The sequence below is a fragment of the Chitinibacter sp. S2-10 genome, from assembly GCF_046530675.1.
Taxonomy (GTDB): domain Bacteria; phylum Pseudomonadota; class Gammaproteobacteria; order Burkholderiales; family Chitinibacteraceae; genus Chitinibacter.
This window is the reverse complement of record NZ_CP172558.1, coordinates 1,509,019-1,524,673: the sequence shown is the minus strand read 5'-3', so window position 1 is coordinate 1,524,673 and position 15,655 is coordinate 1,509,019. Positions and strand designations below refer to the sequence as shown.

The 15,655-nt window shown below is 51.1% G+C and carries 16 protein-coding genes; 5 read left to right on the top strand and 11 right to left on the bottom strand.

Annotated features, from left to right (window positions below; all coding sequences use genetic code 11):
- Nucleotides 1–90: 90 nt before the first annotated feature.
- Complete coding sequence (ilvC, locus tag ACG2XO_RS07245; protein ID WP_410500237.1) at nt 91–1,107, top strand: ketol-acid reductoisomerase; 1,017 nt, start codon at nt 91–93, stop codon at nt 1,105–1,107.
- 171 nt (nt 1,108–1,278) lie between these two features.
- Nucleotides 1,279–2,241 carry a Stealth CR1 domain-containing protein gene (locus tag ACG2XO_RS07240; RefSeq protein WP_410500144.1) on the top strand — a complete coding sequence of 321 codons (963 nt, stop codon included), beginning with the start codon at nt 1,279–1,281 and terminating at the stop codon, nt 2,239–2,241.
- Between the two features lie 42 nt (nt 2,242–2,283).
- Here ACG2XO_RS07240 and asd read toward each other — a convergent pair whose 3' ends face one another.
- Nucleotides 2,284–3,123: an archaetidylserine decarboxylase gene (gene asd / locus ACG2XO_RS07235; RefSeq protein WP_410500143.1), complete on the bottom strand. Its 840-nt coding sequence runs from the start codon at nt 3,121–3,123 to the stop codon at nt 2,284–2,286.
- Between the two features lie 196 nt (nt 3,124–3,319).
- Between asd and pssA the strand changes: the two genes are divergently transcribed.
- A complete protein-coding gene (pssA, locus tag ACG2XO_RS07230) occupies nt 3,320–4,093 on the top strand; it encodes a CDP-diacylglycerol--serine O-phosphatidyltransferase (protein WP_410500142.1) in 774 nt (257 codons plus the stop codon).
- A 126-nt stretch (nt 4,094–4,219) separates the two neighbouring features.
- Complete coding sequence (locus ACG2XO_RS07225) at nt 4,220–6,034, top strand: 2-isopropylmalate synthase (RefSeq protein ID WP_410500141.1); 1,815 nt, start codon at nt 4,220–4,222, stop codon at nt 6,032–6,034.
- 249 nt (nt 6,035–6,283) lie between these two features.
- Here the strand turns inward: ACG2XO_RS07225 and ACG2XO_RS07220 are convergent, their stop codons facing one another.
- From ACG2XO_RS07220 to wrbA, 3 genes are read right to left on the bottom strand one after another with little or no spacing between them, the layout of a single operon-like run.
- Entirely contained in the window at nt 6,284–6,691 is a 408-nt protein-coding gene (locus tag ACG2XO_RS07220; protein WP_410500140.1) for an SMI1/KNR4 family protein, read from the bottom strand.
- A 4-nt stretch (nt 6,692–6,695) separates the two neighbouring features.
- The gene (locus ACG2XO_RS07215; RefSeq protein ID WP_410500139.1) at nt 6,696–7,085 is read right to left on the bottom strand and encodes a DUF2069 domain-containing protein; all 390 of its coding nucleotides are present in this window, start codon (nt 7,083–7,085) and stop codon (nt 6,696–6,698) included.
- On the bottom strand, nt 7,082–7,684 hold the full coding sequence (gene wrbA / locus ACG2XO_RS07210; protein WP_410500138.1) for an NAD(P)H:quinone oxidoreductase: 603 nt from the start codon (nt 7,682–7,684) through the stop codon (nt 7,082–7,084). Before wrbA ends, ACG2XO_RS07215 begins: the two co-directional genes overlap by 4 nt.
- Nucleotides 7,685–7,743: 59 nt before the next feature.
- Here wrbA and ACG2XO_RS07205 point away from each other — a divergent pair, with 59 nt between their 5' ends.
- Nucleotides 7,744–8,982 (top strand): YihY family inner membrane protein, encoded by a 1,239-nt coding sequence (locus ACG2XO_RS07205; RefSeq protein ID WP_410500137.1) that lies wholly within the window; start codon nt 7,744–7,746, stop codon nt 8,980–8,982.
- On the opposite strand, the gene aroB is transcribed toward ACG2XO_RS07205, so the two are convergent.
- Genes aroB through ACG2XO_RS07170 form a run of 7 tightly spaced genes read right to left on the bottom strand, consistent with a single transcriptional unit; the run spans nt 8,901 to nt 15,562 of the window.
- Nucleotides 8,901–10,001 (bottom strand): 3-dehydroquinate synthase, encoded by a 1,101-nt coding sequence (gene aroB, locus ACG2XO_RS07200; RefSeq protein ID WP_410500136.1) that lies wholly within the window; start codon nt 9,999–10,001, stop codon nt 8,901–8,903. The two genes, ACG2XO_RS07205 and aroB, sit on opposite strands and share 82 nt — an antisense overlap.
- On the bottom strand, nt 9,998–10,513 hold the full coding sequence (locus tag ACG2XO_RS07195; RefSeq protein ID WP_410500135.1) for a shikimate kinase: 516 nt from the start codon (nt 10,511–10,513) through the stop codon (nt 9,998–10,000). The genes aroB and ACG2XO_RS07195 overlap by 4 nt, the downstream gene beginning before the upstream one ends.
- A gap of 50 nt (nt 10,514–10,563) precedes the next feature.
- Entirely contained in the window at nt 10,564–12,648 is a 2,085-nt protein-coding gene (gene pilQ, locus ACG2XO_RS07190) for a type IV pilus secretin PilQ (protein ID WP_410500134.1), read from the bottom strand.
- Nucleotides 12,645–13,169, bottom strand: coding sequence for a pilus assembly protein PilP (locus tag ACG2XO_RS07185; protein ID WP_410500133.1), 525 nt, complete (start codon nt 13,167–13,169; stop codon nt 12,645–12,647). Before ACG2XO_RS07185 ends, pilQ begins: the two co-directional genes overlap by 4 nt.
- Nucleotides 13,170–13,191: 22 nt before the next feature.
- Nucleotides 13,192–13,896 (bottom strand): type 4a pilus biogenesis protein PilO, encoded by a 705-nt coding sequence (locus tag ACG2XO_RS07180; RefSeq protein WP_410500132.1) that lies wholly within the window; start codon nt 13,894–13,896, stop codon nt 13,192–13,194.
- On the bottom strand, nt 13,896–14,492 hold the full coding sequence (locus tag ACG2XO_RS07175; protein ID WP_410500131.1) for a PilN domain-containing protein: 597 nt from the start codon (nt 14,490–14,492) through the stop codon (nt 13,896–13,898). Before ACG2XO_RS07175 ends, ACG2XO_RS07180 begins: the two co-directional genes overlap by 1 nt.
- On the bottom strand, nt 14,489–15,562 hold the full coding sequence (locus tag ACG2XO_RS07170) for a pilus assembly protein PilM (protein ID WP_410500130.1): 1,074 nt from the start codon (nt 15,560–15,562) through the stop codon (nt 14,489–14,491). Before ACG2XO_RS07170 ends, ACG2XO_RS07175 begins: the two co-directional genes overlap by 4 nt.
- Nucleotides 15,563–15,655 lie beyond the last annotated feature (93 nt).

Below are 15,655 nucleotides of genomic sequence, written 5' to 3'. Positions count from 1 at the left end.
CGAAGACAGTACACAGAGTACGGCAAGGCGAAGCAACGCAGCGAGGGAACTTTTACCTTACTCATTTTAATTAGGAAATACATCATGGCACTGAACGTTTACTACGATAAAGACACCAACCCAGCGATCATCAAAGGCAAAAAAGTAGCCATCATCGGTTACGGCTCACAAGGCCACGCTCACGCTTGTAACCTGAAAGACTCTGGCGTTGATGTCACTGTTGGTCTGCGCGCTGGCTCAGCCACTGTAAAAAAAGCAGAAGCTCACGGCCTGAAAGTGACTGACGTTAAAACTGCCGTTGCTGCTGCTGACGTTGTGATGATCCTGACTCCGGACGAATTCCAGTCAAAACTGTACAAAGAAGAAATCGAGCCAAACATCAAGCAAGGTGCGACTTTGGCTTTCGCTCACGGCTTCGCAATTCATTACAACCAAGTTGTGCCACGCAAAGACCTCGACGTAATCATGGTTGCGCCTAAAGCACCTGGCCACACTGTACGTTCAGAATTCGTACGTGGCGGCGGCGTTCCTGACTTGGTAGCGATCTACCAAAACGCAACTGGCAACGCGAAAGAAGTTGCTCTGTCATACGCTTGGGGCGTGGGCGGCGGCCGCACTGGTATCATCGAAACCACATTCAAAGACGAAACCGAAACTGACTTGTTCGGCGAACAAGCGGTATTGTGCGGTGGCGCGGTTGAATTGGTGAAAATGGGCTTCGAGACTTTGGTTGAAGCTGGTTACGAACCAGAAATGGCGTACTTCGAGTGCTTGCACGAATTGAAACTGATCGTTGACTTGATGTTCGAAGGCGGTATCGCGAACATGAACTACTCGATCTCTAACAACGCTGAATACGGTGAGTATGTGACTGGCCCACGCGTGATCAACGAAGAATCTCGCAAAGCAATGCGTCAAGCGTTGAAAGACATCCAGACTGGTGAATACGCTAAACAATTCATCTTGGAAGGCCAAACTAACTACGCTTCAATGACTGCTGCTCGTCGCAACAACGCAGCACACGGCATCGAAGTCGTAGGCGCGAAATTGCGTGCGATGATGCCTTGGATTCAAGCGAACAAGATCGTCGATCAAACTAAAAACTAATTTTTAGCGGCTGCAACGCGATTGATGCTTTGTCGCTGCGGCTCTCGTGTACTTGACGTACACGTCGAGCCTAGCTCCTCGCCCAATCGCGTTTCGCTCGCTAAACGATAGTTAAAAGAAAACCGGCTTTTTGCCGGTTTTTTTTACAGCTTGAATCTCAGGATGAAATGCGTGGATAAAGTCGATATTGTCTATTTATGGGTCAACGGCGCAGATCCGGTCTGGCAGCGCAAACGTCAGGGTGCGCAGCAACAAAAGCTCGATCCTAGCGAGCTGGCGCAGTATGGCAATGTCGCCGGGCGTTATCGCGACAATGGCGAACTGCGCTATAACCTGCGCGCGCTCGAGCGATTTTTTCCCGATCATGGGCAGATTTATATCGTCACCGACGCGCAAAAACCGGCATGGCTGAACGATCATCCCGGCGTGACGCTGATCGACCATGCAGAGCTGATTCCCGAGCACGCACTCCCTGTTTTTGATGCCGGACATATCGAGTCGTACCTGCACCATATTCCCAAGCTGTCCGAGCGCTTTATTTATCTGAACGACGATATTTTCTTTGGCGCACCCGTTTGCCTCACAGACTGGTTTAAACCGGAAAGTCTGCCGGTGTTTTTTGATACGCAAGCTGCGCCTGAGCACAATGAAATCCAGCCGAATGAAACCGCGCTGGTCAATGCTTCGATACTGTCAAAACACTGGCTGGGTCGGCAGTTTTCTAATTATCAACATCGCCCATGGCTGTGTGCACACTCGCCGCGCGCGCTGCTGAAAAGTGTAATGGCAGAACTGGAAAGTGAAGCGGCCGAATTATTTGCTGCGGTTCGCAGTACGACATTTCGCAGCTGGCAGATTCCGCCGATTATTTCGGATCTGCTGCTGCGCTGGATGATTTGCAAGGGTTACGCCACAGCGCATCAACAGCAGGCGCTGTATATCAGCAGCTGCGACACCGAGGCAGAACAGCAATTTGCCGCATTGCGCAGCCAGTTTGGCGCACTGCCCTTTTTCTGCATCAACGACACCTGTGACGACTGTCCGGATCATGACCCCAGACTGCAAGCCGTCGAACAAGTATTGCAGCAATTACTGCCGCAACCATCTCGCTTTGAAATACCTGGCACGGTATAGGCCTGCAATCAAATATGGCTGCAATCCACAGCCATATACCCATCAAGCAGCCATCAGCTCACCGAGCCGTACCGGACTGGCAGCCTGCCAGGCAGGATTGAAGGCCGGCGTGCCCTGCGGATAGAGCAAGACCACGGTCGAGCCGAGCAGAAAACGCCCCATCTCGGCGCCTTTGGCGAGACGGATATCCTGATCGCGATAATCCTTGCGCCATACCGAACGACTGCGCGGCGGGTTGACGACGCCATGCCAGACCGTCGCCATACTGCCGACAATGGTCGCGCCGACCAGCACCAAAGCAAAGTTGCCAAATTCCGACTCGAACATGCACACCACGCGCTCGTTGCGCGCAAACAGGCCATCAACGCCGCGTGCTGTGGCCGGATTCACTGAAAACAATTCGCCCGGCACATAAATCATCTCGATCAGCCGGCCATCGCACGGCATGTGGATGCGATGGTAATCTTTGGGGCTGAGGTAAATCGTTGCAAACTGGCCATTTTCAAATTGCTGCGCCAGCGCGGCATCGCCACCGAGCAGTGCGGTCGTGCTAAATGATTTGCCTTTGGCCTGAAAAATCTGGTCTTTGTCGATTTTGCCCAACTGGCTGATCGCGCCGTCGACCGGACAAACCAGCGCAGCATCAGCCAATGGGCGCGCGCCTGCCTTGAGTTCGCGGGTAAAAAATTCGTTAAACGTCAGGTAAGCCGCCGGATCAGGATTGGCCGCCTCGCTCATATTGACTTGGTATTTGCCGATAAACCAGCGGATCACCACGGTCGTCCACTGACCGGCACGCAGACCGGCAAAAGCCCCGAACAGCTGCGTAATCGCCTGCTTGGGCAAGAGGTGTTGGAGCATAACAAAGAGACGATCAGACACAACCAACCCCGAATTCAATCAAACCGACGATTATAGCCGATCAGACCGACTGTTATGCCGAAACGACGTCAGAATTCATCGCATTGATTTGGGTACTTTTGCAGTGCAGCAGGTTTTTCGCAGCCAGCGACTGTTGGGCTGTGCGCACGTCAGTTACAATCAATACCTCTTCCCAATCGCTGTATACGGAATCGCCATGCCGCTCAATCCGAAACCACCACTCAATCTGCGTCGCCAAGGCATTTACCTGCTGCCCAATCTGTTCACGCTGGCCGCACTGTTTGGCGGTTTCTACGCCATTGTCCAGGCCATGAATGGCAAGTTCGAGCACGCTGCACTGGCTATTTTCGCCTCGATGATTCTGGACGGGCTCGATGGCCGTGTGGCACGCATGACGCATACCCAATCCGAATTTGGCGCGCAGTTCGATAGTTTGTCCGACATGGTGTCGTTCGGCGTCGCTCCCGCGCTGGTGATGTATTCGTGGGGACTGTCGAGCTTTGGCAAACTGGGCTGGGCCGTGGCGTTTATTTACTGCGCTGGCGCTGCATTGCGGCTGGCGCGCTTTAACACCAATATCGCCGTCGTCGACAAGCGTTTCTTCCAAGGCTTGCCCAGCCCTGCCGCCGCAGCGCTCGTTGCCGGGCTGGTCTGGATCAACACTGAATATCATGAAGATTTGTCATTTCTGAGTGAATTACTGCCACATGTGGCGCTACTGTTTACGCTTTTTGCCGGATTGACGATGGTGTCGAATGTGCCGTACTGGAGCTTCAAAGAGCTGCATATGCGCAAAACAGTACCTTTTGTTTCCTTGCTCGTTGCCACACTGATTCTGGTCATCGGCGCTTCGCGCCCGGCGCTGGTGTTGTTTAGCTTCTTTATTTGTTACGCCGCTTCGGGTTATTTGTACTGGTTCTGGCGACTCATCAAAAAACAGCCCGTCGCCGCCAAGAAATTAGACAATTAGTCCAATTCTCGCACCTCAGGCAGCGAAAATAGCGCAAAATCAAATTTGCGCTATTTTTTCGCCCAAATTATTTGACACTTAGTCTAAATAAACTTAATCTAAACCATCAACACAAAGGAGCGCGCCGTGTCATTAGACATCGACCGTCTGATTGCCGATTTTGGTGGACCAAGCACACTGGCTGAGCAGCTCAATACTGCTTTTCCGGATGAACCGGTGTCCCGTGCAGCAATTTACAAATGGCGTGAACGCGGCAGTTTGCCCCTCACCCAGGTGGACAAGTTGGCTCAGTTGGCCACAAGCCAAGGCCGCAGTTTCAATATCCAAAACTATATGAGTGGTGCGCAATCCGCCCCGCCCGATCAAGCACATTCCATTCAGGAGAGCAGCATGAGCGATCGCAACAACAACCGTTTGGTCATTTTTGATACCACCTTGCGCGATGGCGAACAGTCGCCCGGCGCATCGATGACCAAAGAAGAAAAAATCCGCATCGCACGTCAGCTCGAAAAACTCGGCGTCGACGTCATCGAAGCCGGCTTTGCCGCCGCCAGCCCCGGCGATTTTGACGCGATCAAAACCATCGCCGGCATTATCGAAAACAGCACCGTCTGCTCACTAGCACGCGCCAACGAACGCGATGTGCGCACCGCAGGCGAAGCGATCAAGGACGCCAAACGCGGCCGTATTCACACTTTCATCGCGACCAGTGCTATCCATATGGAGCACAAGCTGCGGATGAGCCCGGATCAGGTCGTCGAAGCCGCAGTCAAAGCGGTCAAGATCGCACGCGAATACACCGACGACGTCGAATTCTCGGCTGAAGACGCATTGCGCAGCGACATCGATTTTCTGGCACGGATTTTTGGCGCGGTCATCGAAGCCGGAGCGACAACATTGAACGTACCCGACACCGTCGGCTACGCCGTACCGCAACGCACCGAAGCCTTTTTCCGCGAGCTGATCGCCAAAACGCCGGGCGGCGACAAAGTCATCTGGTCCGCGCATTGCCACAACGATCTGGGCATGGCCGTCGCCAATTCGCTCTCAGCCGTTTTGGGCGGCGCACGTCAGGTTGAATGCACGATCAATGGCCTGGGCGAGCGCGCCGGCAATGCCGCGATGGAAGAAATCGTCATGGCGACGCGCACGCGCCGCGATATTTTTGGCGTTGAATGCGGCGTCGACGCAACGCAGATCGTACCAACGAGCAAACTGGTTTCGACGATTACCGGTTATCCGGTACAGCCGAACAAAGCCATCGTCGGCGCCAATGCATTTGCCCACGAATCAGGCATTCATCAGGACGGCGTACTGAAACACCGCGAAACGTATGAAATCATGAGCGCCGAATCGGTCGGCTGGAGCACGAATCGTTTGAGCTTGGGCAAACTCTCGGGGCGCAATGCTTTCAAAACCAAACTGGCCGAATTGGGAATCCAGATTGATTCGGAAGAAGCGCTGAACGCAGCGTTTGCCCGCTTTAAAGCGCTCGCCGACAAAAAACGCGAGATTTTCGACGAAGACCTGCACGCCTTGGTGTCGGACGAGCTGATTTCAATCGAGCAGGAACATTACAAACTGGTTTCGCTGAAAGTCGTTTCCGAAACCGGAGAAACGCCGCAGGCTGATTTGGTTATCGCCGAAGCCGGTGTTGAACGCCGTGCGACAGCGCAAGGCGACGGCACAGTTGACGCGACTTTCAAGGCCATCGAATCGCTATTCAACAGCGGCGCCGAGTTGCAATTGTATTCGGTCAATGCAATTACCGCCGGCACCGATAGCCAGGGCGAAGTGACGGTGCGTCTGGCCAAAGACGGCAAAATCGTCAACGGCCAAGGCGCCGACACCGACATTATTGTGGCCAGCGCCAAAGCGTATATTTCGGCGCTGAACAAAATCACCAGCAACGCGCAGCGAGTTCACCCGCAGCCGGTTTAAAGCTTTGCCTTATCGGGAGCGCTGGTTTTTACCCCGAACCAGCGTGACGTGAGGGTTTATTACCCGTGGGCCACAAGCCCGACGCGTCAGACTTGATGCTGTTTTTACCCAAAGCAGCCACTAAAGCGACCCAAGCAAAACAAAGCCCCGCTGATCTGGCGGGGCTTTTCTATGGGTATATCGATGTAGCTCAATACTATATTGACTCACAATCACATACCAATGATGGTATTGTAAATACAGTCGAGATTAGGTGCACTGCCCATAGCCAGGCTTGAGCTCAGAAAAATCGCCAACCAGCTCAAGAAGCTCACCCGTTTCATGAAGCCACATGTACACCTGAGGCATATACACATCGCCCTGCAGAAGAAACAGCAAACAATCACCAGAACCATTGTCAGCAATCGCAAGCCCATTTTTTGGAAATGCATTCCAGTCCCGATAGCGTAGCGTTTCTTTCCAGATATGGTTGCTGGTACGGGACAGTCGTTTTCGATCAGAAGTGTCGGTAATGGGATATTGAAACCAAACGTCATCAGCAGCCTCAAGTCCACCGCCGTTCTCACCCATCATACTTTGGCGAAATGAATCTGGAAGGCGCGCGCCGAGCTCCAACTCCAGCCTCTCAATGAAAGATTCTGCAAGATCAAAAGCCATAACCTCACTCCACTTGATACTGCGCCAAAATACTCGGCCTCGAATATTTGGCGTACAGATTCGCCGTCATATAGCTCACAACAACCAGTGCAATCTGGATGCACGCCAACCAGCGACCAAGGCCGGTTTCGGCGTAGGCGCGCATGATGCCTTCGAGTAGCCACAGCAGCACAAACATCGTGTACCACTGAAACGTATAGCGACGCCCATGCAAGAGGCCGCGCAGTGGCAGCAGCATAATCAGCGCCTTGGCGGCCAGCCAAGAACCACCGGGGTATAGCGGTGAAAGCCACAACTCCCATAGCATAGTGAGCAATACCATGGCCAGTACACAGGCCACGGTGATCCATTGCCAGATGGGCAATTGCTTCGGGCTCAATCGGCTGAATGTCATTGCACGTCTCCGGCGAGTTTCAACGCGATTTCGGCCAGCCGTTTGCCGGTAGCGATGCAGAGCTGACGCTCGGCATCTGAGACCGGCTTGTTGGACTCGGTGCCTGCCCAATGACTTGGGCCATAGGGCGTTCCGCCACTCGTTGTCGACATCAGTGCATTTTCCGAATACGGCGTGCCGACGATGATCATGCCGTGGTGTAGCAGCGGCAGCATCATCGTCAGCAAAGTCGATTCATTGCCACCATGCAAAGTGCCCGAGCTGGTGAACACGCTGGCGGGTTTGCCGATCAAGGTGCCTTGCAGCCATTCGGCAATCGTTGAATCCCAGAAATATTTCATCGGGGCGGCCATATTGCCAAAGCGCGTCGGGCTACCGAGCGCAAGCGCGGCGCACTCCTGCAAGTCTTTGAGTTCGACATACGGCGCGCCTGCATCAGGAATCGTCGGCTCGCTGGCTTCGCAGACGGTCGAGACGCGCGGCACGGTGCGGATTCGCGCAGTGGCGTCGTTGACCGACTCGATGCCACGCGCAATCAGTTGCGCCATTTGCCGCGTCGCGCCATGCGTGGAGTAATACAACACCAGTATTTCAGTCATTATCAGGCTCGTAGAAAGTTTGCGGTATTATAAGGCCATTCCGACCCCCAGACGTGATCATGTCCGAGACTTCCAACTTGCCGCTATGGCGTAGAATCATTGGCTTTGCCCGCTTTGTTGGCCGCAGGCTGTATGCCGACCGTTGTCTGGAAACGGCCGGCAGCCTAACTTACACCACACTGCTGGCTGTGGTGCCGCTGTTCACCATTGCCTTGACGGTCATTTCAGCGTTCCCGATGTTTAGTGGGATTAGCAGCAAATTTCGCAGCTTTATCATTACCAATCTGGTTCCCGATGCCGCCGGTCGCGTCGTTGGCGTGTATATGCGACAGTTTGCCGATAACGCAGACCGCTTGACCGCATTCGGGATGATCGGTTTGCTCGCAACTGCAATTTTGCTGATGGTGACGATTGAAAAATCAGTCAATAACATCTGGCGCGTACGGCGGCAACGCAAGCTGCTGTCGCGCACACTGACTTACTGGGCGACACTGACATTGGCGCCTTTGCTAATCGGCCTGAGCCTGTCACTGACCAACTGGCTTTCCGGAGTAACCGGCTTTGGTGTCGACTTCATCAAAATCGGCCCACTCATCCTGGTAGTCAGTACGTTAAGCTTGCTGTATCTGGCATTACCCAATTGTTTTGTTCCACGACATCATGCACTAACTGCGGCAGCCATTACCGCGGTCTTGCTGGAGTTGATGAAATGGCTGTTTGCGCTGTATTTGAAGCAGTTTGGGACTTATAAACTGGTTTATGGCGCTTTTGCGAGCTTTCCAATCTTCCTGCTCTGGCTGTACGTTTGCTGGGTGATTGTGCTGGCTGGCGCCGTGCTATCGGCAACTTTGTCGTACTGGCATAACGATGGCTGGCAATGGGACGAGCATCATGGAACGCGTTTTGAGCAGGCGATCCGGATTCTGGTCGAACTGGCCAGGGCACATCAGAATGCGCAAATCTTGCATATTGATGAGCTGCGCAAAAGGGTTGGATTGGGCGTTGATGCAACGCAATTATTGCTGGAGCAAATGGCTGAGCGCGACTGGGTGGAGTCAAACCGTGATGGGCAGTGGTTTTTGGCCATCAGCGCCGAGAATATCCGGCTGGATCAGGTTTTCGAACTGATCGTCTGCCCCTTGAGTACCGAAGAAAAAAGCGGCCTGACCTTACCACTCGATAAGGCCAAAACCGCTTTGACAATATCGCTGCAGGATTATTTGGCGACTACTTCAGCACTATCGCAACCCGCCAGCAACGCCGCATCAATAGCAGATTCGGGCAGCTCACCAATATAAGCTTCACCGAGCTGGCGTAGCAGGATGAATTTGATCCGTCCCGCATCGACTTTTTTGTCTTGCGCCATCAAGGCTTTATATCGGGCTGCACCCAGTGCTGGCGAAACGACCGGCAAACCGGCTTTTTGCAGCAAATGGGTCACGCGGCTAACGTCTTGCTCGTTCAGGTATCCAATTGCTTGGGACGCCAGCGCAGCCAGCACCATGCCGGCGGCAACGGCCTCGCCATGCAACCACGCGCCGTAACCCAGACCTGCTTCAATCGCATGGCCGAAGGTATGACCCAGATTCAGCAGCGCACGCAGGCCGGTTTCTTTTTCGTCGGCAGCAACAATACGGGCTTTATTTTGGCAACAACGCTCAATCGCATAGGCAAGCAGCGCTTCATCTCGTGCCATGATGCCGTCAATATTTGCTTCAAGCCATGACAAGAACTCGGGGTCATCAATAAGACCGTACTTGATCACCTCGGCCATTCCGGCCGAGAATTCGCGATCCGGCAGTGTATTCAGGCTTCCTAGATCAGCCAGTACCAGACGCGGCTGATAGAAAGCACCGATCATATTCTTGCCCAGGGGGTGATTGATTGCGGTTTTGCCGCCGACCGATGAGTCAACCTGAGCGAGCAAGGTTGTTGGGATCTGAATAAAAGGAACGCCACGCTGATAGATTGCTGCAGCAAAACCGGTCATGTCGCCGATGACACCGCCACCTAATGCAATCAGCGTCGTTTTACGCTCGGCACGTTCGGTCAGCAATGCATCCATAATCAGATTGAGCGACTCCCAGGTTTTGTATTTCTCACCATCGGGCAGAATGATTTGCTGACAGGCCACGCCCTGAGCAGTCAGCGATTGAACCAGTCCGGCCAGATATAGGGGAGCGATCATTGTGTTTGTCACAATCGCAACGCGAGGCTGTGGCAACAACGGCACGATATTGTCGGCAGTCAGCAAGTCATTGCCGATCAAAATATCATATGGGGCGTGATCTATATCGACGCGAACAACATGGGTCATGTTTTACGTTCCAGTTCTTTGAGCAAGATTTGCAGCAGGGAATTTACGCTTTGGTGGCTGGTATCCATCACCAGATCAGCCACTTCGCGGTACAAGGGGTCACGAACTGCATATAACTCGGCAAGTTTGGCTTTTGGATCTGCAGTTTGGAGCAAGGGGCGGTTTTTATCGTGGCAGGTGCGCTGATAGAGCTCTTCAGGCGAAGCGCAAAGATAAATCACATAACCATTGCGCCGCAAATGCGCACGATTGGCCGGATTTAGCACTGCGCCACCACCGGTGGCCAATACAATATTTTTCATCTGACTTAGCTCGGCAATCGCTTCCGCTTCGCGCACGCGAAATCCTGCCTCACCTTCGAGTTCAAAAATAGTCGGAATTCGCGCACCTGTCCTAGCCTCGATTTCATGATCGGAATCATAAAATGTCTTGCTCGCTGCTTTTGCAAGTGCACGACCCACCGTCGTTTTGCCAGCCCCCATCAGGCCGACTAAAAAAAAATTGCCTGGCATTTTCATGCCAGGCATTTTACTTGAAACAGCGTCGCTTAGCGATGCCGTGATTAACGCAACGTCAAGTCCGACTGCAATACACGCGGGGTCAGGAAAATCAACAATTCACGTTTTTGCTTGAGATTTGAACGATTTTTGAACAGATTCCCCACCACTGGAATATCGCCAAGCATCGGAACCTGAGTCACTGTATTTTTGGTTTCTTCAATATAAATGCCGCCGATCACCACAGTACCGCCGTTTTCCACCAAGACTTTGGTTTTAATTTGCTTGGTGTTAATCGCCGGACCACTAATTGTGGCCTCGCCACGGCTATCTTTATTCACGGCAACGTCCATGAATACATTGCCATCAGGTGTAATTTGTGGCGTTACTTTCAATGATAGCGTCGCTTTTTTGAACGAAATCGAAGTCGCGCCATTTTGCGAAGACTCGGAATAAGGAATCTCCTGACCATCCTCGATAATGGCCTCAACCTGATCAGCAGTCACCAGTCGTGGGCTTGAGACAACTTTACCTTTGCCATCCTGCTCAAGTGCGGTCAACTCAAGTCCGAGCAAACCATCAGAGCCCGCCAGCAGCATTGCGATCGAGCCTGGATTAAAACCACCAATTGCAGCCGCGGGCAAATTAACTGAAGGGATATTCCCCGCCAGTGCAGGCGTTGAATATTTCGAACCATCGGAGCCTGTAGTCTCTTTGGTCGTTAACGCACCACCAGCACCAAATTCACCATTGACATAAAGTCCATGGAACTTCACCCCCAAATTCTTGCTAAAGCCATCTTCAGCTTCCACAATTCGGGCTTCAATCATGACCTGACGAACTGGGATATCCGTTTTGTTAATCAGCTCGCGAATCTGCTCCAGCTTCGATGGGATATCCTGCACGATAACCTGATTAGTACGGGGAACAATCACGGCACTGCCACGCGAAGATAACAATTTTTGCTTGTCATCGGTTAGCACCTTTTTCATATCATCCGCTTTGGTATATTTCAGCGAAAAATATTCGGTGCGTGTCGGCTCAAGCTCAGCAATCTGCTTCTTGGATTCAAGCTCTTGCTTCTCTTTGGATGCCAACTCATCGCGTGGGGCAACCCACAACACATTCCCGGACTTACGCTGATCCAGCCCTTTTGCCTGCAGGATAATATCCAAAGCCTGATCCCAAGGAACATCTTTCAGTCTCAAAGTTAAAGCGCCGCTAACAGTATCGCTGGTAATAATATTCAGACCCGTAAACTCAGCAATGACCTGCAATACAGTGCGAATTTCTACACTCTGGAAATTAAGCGACAGTTTTTCGCCTTTATAATTTGGACGAGTCTGCGCTGTTTTACCTTTAGCCTCGTCGGCATCACGAACCTCAACGACAAAACGGTTCTCTGTCTGATAAGCCGAATACTCCCAGTTACCCTTGGGTTCAATCAGCATTTTTACAGTATCACCTTGACCAAAGGTATCTACTTTTTGAATCGGGGTACCAAAATCAGCAACGTCTAGGCTACGTTCCAGATTTTTTGGCAAGGCCACTTTAGCGAACTCGACAACCAGCTTCTTGCCCTGTTGGCGAATATCAATCCCCACATTGGAACTACTCAGATCGATAATGACTTTACCTTCACCAGCCCCGCCACGACGAAAATCAATATCCTGAATACCTTCGCGCTTGCCTGTAACCTTGCTTTCTGCAAATTGGGCATTACTTCTTACAGGCGCACTGTTTTTTGCCACCAGCGCAGAGGCCGCACCATCAATCGAAATCAATAGTGCATTATTTTCAACTTTGGTTTCATAGGATGCCGGTTTTTGCAGATTAAAAACCAAGCGGGTTCGCCCTGTTCCCTCTGCAACATTAATCAATCGCAAGGCAGATCCATTAACCTGCACCGTACTTTTGCCCGCCTGATTCGTTGTATCTGCGAAGTCAAATGCAATGCGCGGGGGGGTGTTTACCGAAAAGCTTGTCGGCGTAGGTGGCGTTCCATTGAAGGTAATTTTTACGATCTGCTTTTCGGAGCTCACATTACTCACATCAATTGCAGTAATGCTTGCTGTTTCAGCCGCCGCAAAGGGAGCAATCAACAAGAAAGCAGCCTGAGTTAAACAGCTCAGTATTTTAGTCATTTTCATTTCTTTTGCTCCGAGTCATCTAAGCTGAGGGTTGTCGTACGCTCAACCCAGTCTCCACCACTGTCTTCGACGATTTCTTTCAATGCAATTTCTGTTTCACTCACACTGGTAACCATGCCAAAATCTTGCCCCATATAACTACCAACCTTGACACGATATAAATTACCATCGGGAGCCTTGACAAGAGCTTGAATTACTTTGCCTTGCTGCAAAGTCCCCACCATTCTAAGCTTCTCAAGATCATAGCTTTCAAGCACTTCCTTGACACGATTGGTATTAGGAACGATTCCACTATTACCGCCTTTCTTTGCTAACTCCATTTTGCTAGGTCTAAATGGATCCGGCAGGTTAAATGCATCATAAGCAAATGGCTCATATGGTTTGACTTCCGGCAAAGGCTCAACACGACCTCGCAACCCTTCTGACTGCTCAGTCATCCACGCCTTCAAATCACTATTTTCTTCACCGAAACAACCGCTCAACAAGCTCACCAGCGACAGTAACAAGATCCATCTTTTCATTATTCAATCTCCCGATAGAACATTACTGTTTTTTCTTTTTACGGGCAGCCATCTCAGCCTGACGGATTGCCTGCTGCTCTACTTCATCTAGAGCGCGATATGTTTTAATCGTCGCTTCCATAGTCAATACATCAGCTTCTCTCGGAGCCGGCAATCCACCCGATTTATCTTTAGCAACTGGAGCCCTCGACGCAGCAGAGTCTTTTGATGCGGCAAGCTGCACATCACTCAAAGTAACGATCCTCGACAACTGTGCGACATCACTAACAAACGCGGCCAAGTCATGATATGACCCGGTCACCTTGATTTGAATTGGCATTTCCGCAAACTCAGCGGTTTTTAACTCAGAACCAGGCTTGAATAGTTCAAACAACAAACCACGGCCAACCCCTGCCTGATTAATCTCGGTAAGCAAGGTTTCCATTTCGGATTTATTTGGCAGCTGTTTGAGCAAAGCGCCAAATGATTGCTGGATCTCAAGTAGTTGCTGGCGATAGGCCTCCAAATTAATAGCTTTCTTTTTCTTATCCAGAAACTCCTGCTTGAGCTGCTCTTCCTTTTGCACGCCAACATCCAGCTCTTCAAACTGCGGCTGCCAGAAATAAAACACTCCAGCAGCAATGACCGCAGCCAATAAAACGCCCATCGCCCCCAGTTGCACAGGAATAGGCCAATTGCCCGCATCTTTTGGATCTAGGTTCTTGAGCTCATCAAAGGTAATTGCCATTATTTTTTCCCCTTTGCCTGAGCAGACGATGCAACAACTGCGGAAGCATCAGCAGCAACGCGCGTCAATTTGACATTCAATGTGAAATCAGAGAGGCGCTGATTACCCACGCTAGCTGCCTTCGCCTCAACCAGCAGAGGCTGTTCAAATACGGCAGAATCATTCAAATTACGCATTAAAGTTGAAACCCGCGCATTTGATTGTGCATACCCACCAAGAACTAGTAATTCATTGGTCTGTTTAACGTCTTTCAAATACACGCCTTCCGGCACTTGGCGCGTCAACTGATCCATTAAGTGCACTGTTTCGGTGCGATTGGACTGCAGTCGCTCAACGATCAATTTTCGATCAAGCAAAGCCTGTTTTTCTGCCTTCAACTTCTCGATTTCTGCGATCTCTTTATCCAGCTTGGCATTTTCGGCCGCCAAAAATTCATTGCGTGCGTTTTGGGCTTCGATGCGAGTACCAAGCAAAACATAGCCCGCAATCACAACTGCACAGCCGGCAAGAAAAGCGAACACCATCATGCCAACAAAACGTTTTTGTTTGGCGACCCGCTTCTCTTGTCGATGAGGTAATAGATTAATTCTGATCATACTGGGTCAAACCTCCGCATAGCCAAACCGCACGCAATAAGCAGCGAAGGCGCGTCTAGCTGAATTTGCTTGCCACGCACTTTACCCGTCGACATGCTGAAAAATGGATTAGCCCGCATTGTACTGGCAACCTGAGTGCGGCTTGATACCACCTCATCAAGACCATGGATAACGCTACAGCCACCAGCAAGCAGAATATGATCAACCGTGGTGTAGTTACTTGAGGTATAGAAAAACTGTAGTGAGCGGGAAATTTCCAGCGCCATGGTATCCATAAAAGGTTGCAACACATCAGGCTCATAATTATCAGGCAAACCACCTTGCCGTTTGGCTTGTTCCGCCTCTTCAGAAGACATATTAAATTTGCGCTGAATTTCTTGAGTTAGCTGATTGCCTGCGTAGGCTTGGTCGCGGCTATAAATTGACTGGCCGTCTTTGAAAATATTCATATGCATCGCAGTGGCACCAATGTCGACCACAGCCACAATTTGATTTTCACCCGCATTGGGTAGCTGGGGGCGCATTAGCTCAAAAGCAGCTTGCGTTGCATATGATTCGACATCCAACACCACGGCTTTCAAACCGGCGTCATCAATCACTGCAACGCGCTCATCCACCTTGGTTTTTTTCGCCGCCGCAATCAAAACTTCTTCTTCGTCAGGATTATTGGGGGCAACGCCCAAGACCTGAAAATCCAGATTCACTTCATCCAGAGAAAAGGGGATATATTGATTAGCTTCAGTCTCTACCTGCATTTCAAGATCGCGTTCATTCATCCCGGCTGCAACCAGAATTTTCTTGGTAATTACTGCCGATGCAGGCAATGCGATTGCTACGTTTTTAATATTGCATCCCAATTGCTTCCAAGCTCGGCGAACCGCCTCTGCGACAGCATCATGATTGGTAATATTGCTATCTGTGATTGCATCTTTTGGTAAGGGCTCAATGACATAGCGATCCAAGCTAAAATTGCGCCCCGCTTGACTCAGCTCGACCATTTTTACAGCTGATGCGCTGATATCCACTCCGATGAGCGGTGGAGCTGAAGGTTTTAAAAAATCGAGGTTCAACGCAGGAGTCCCCTTATATGCAATTCAAAAAATGCTATCAGCGCATGGCTTACAGTGTAAAGGTAGGACTTAACAGCACACGCTTTTTGCAAC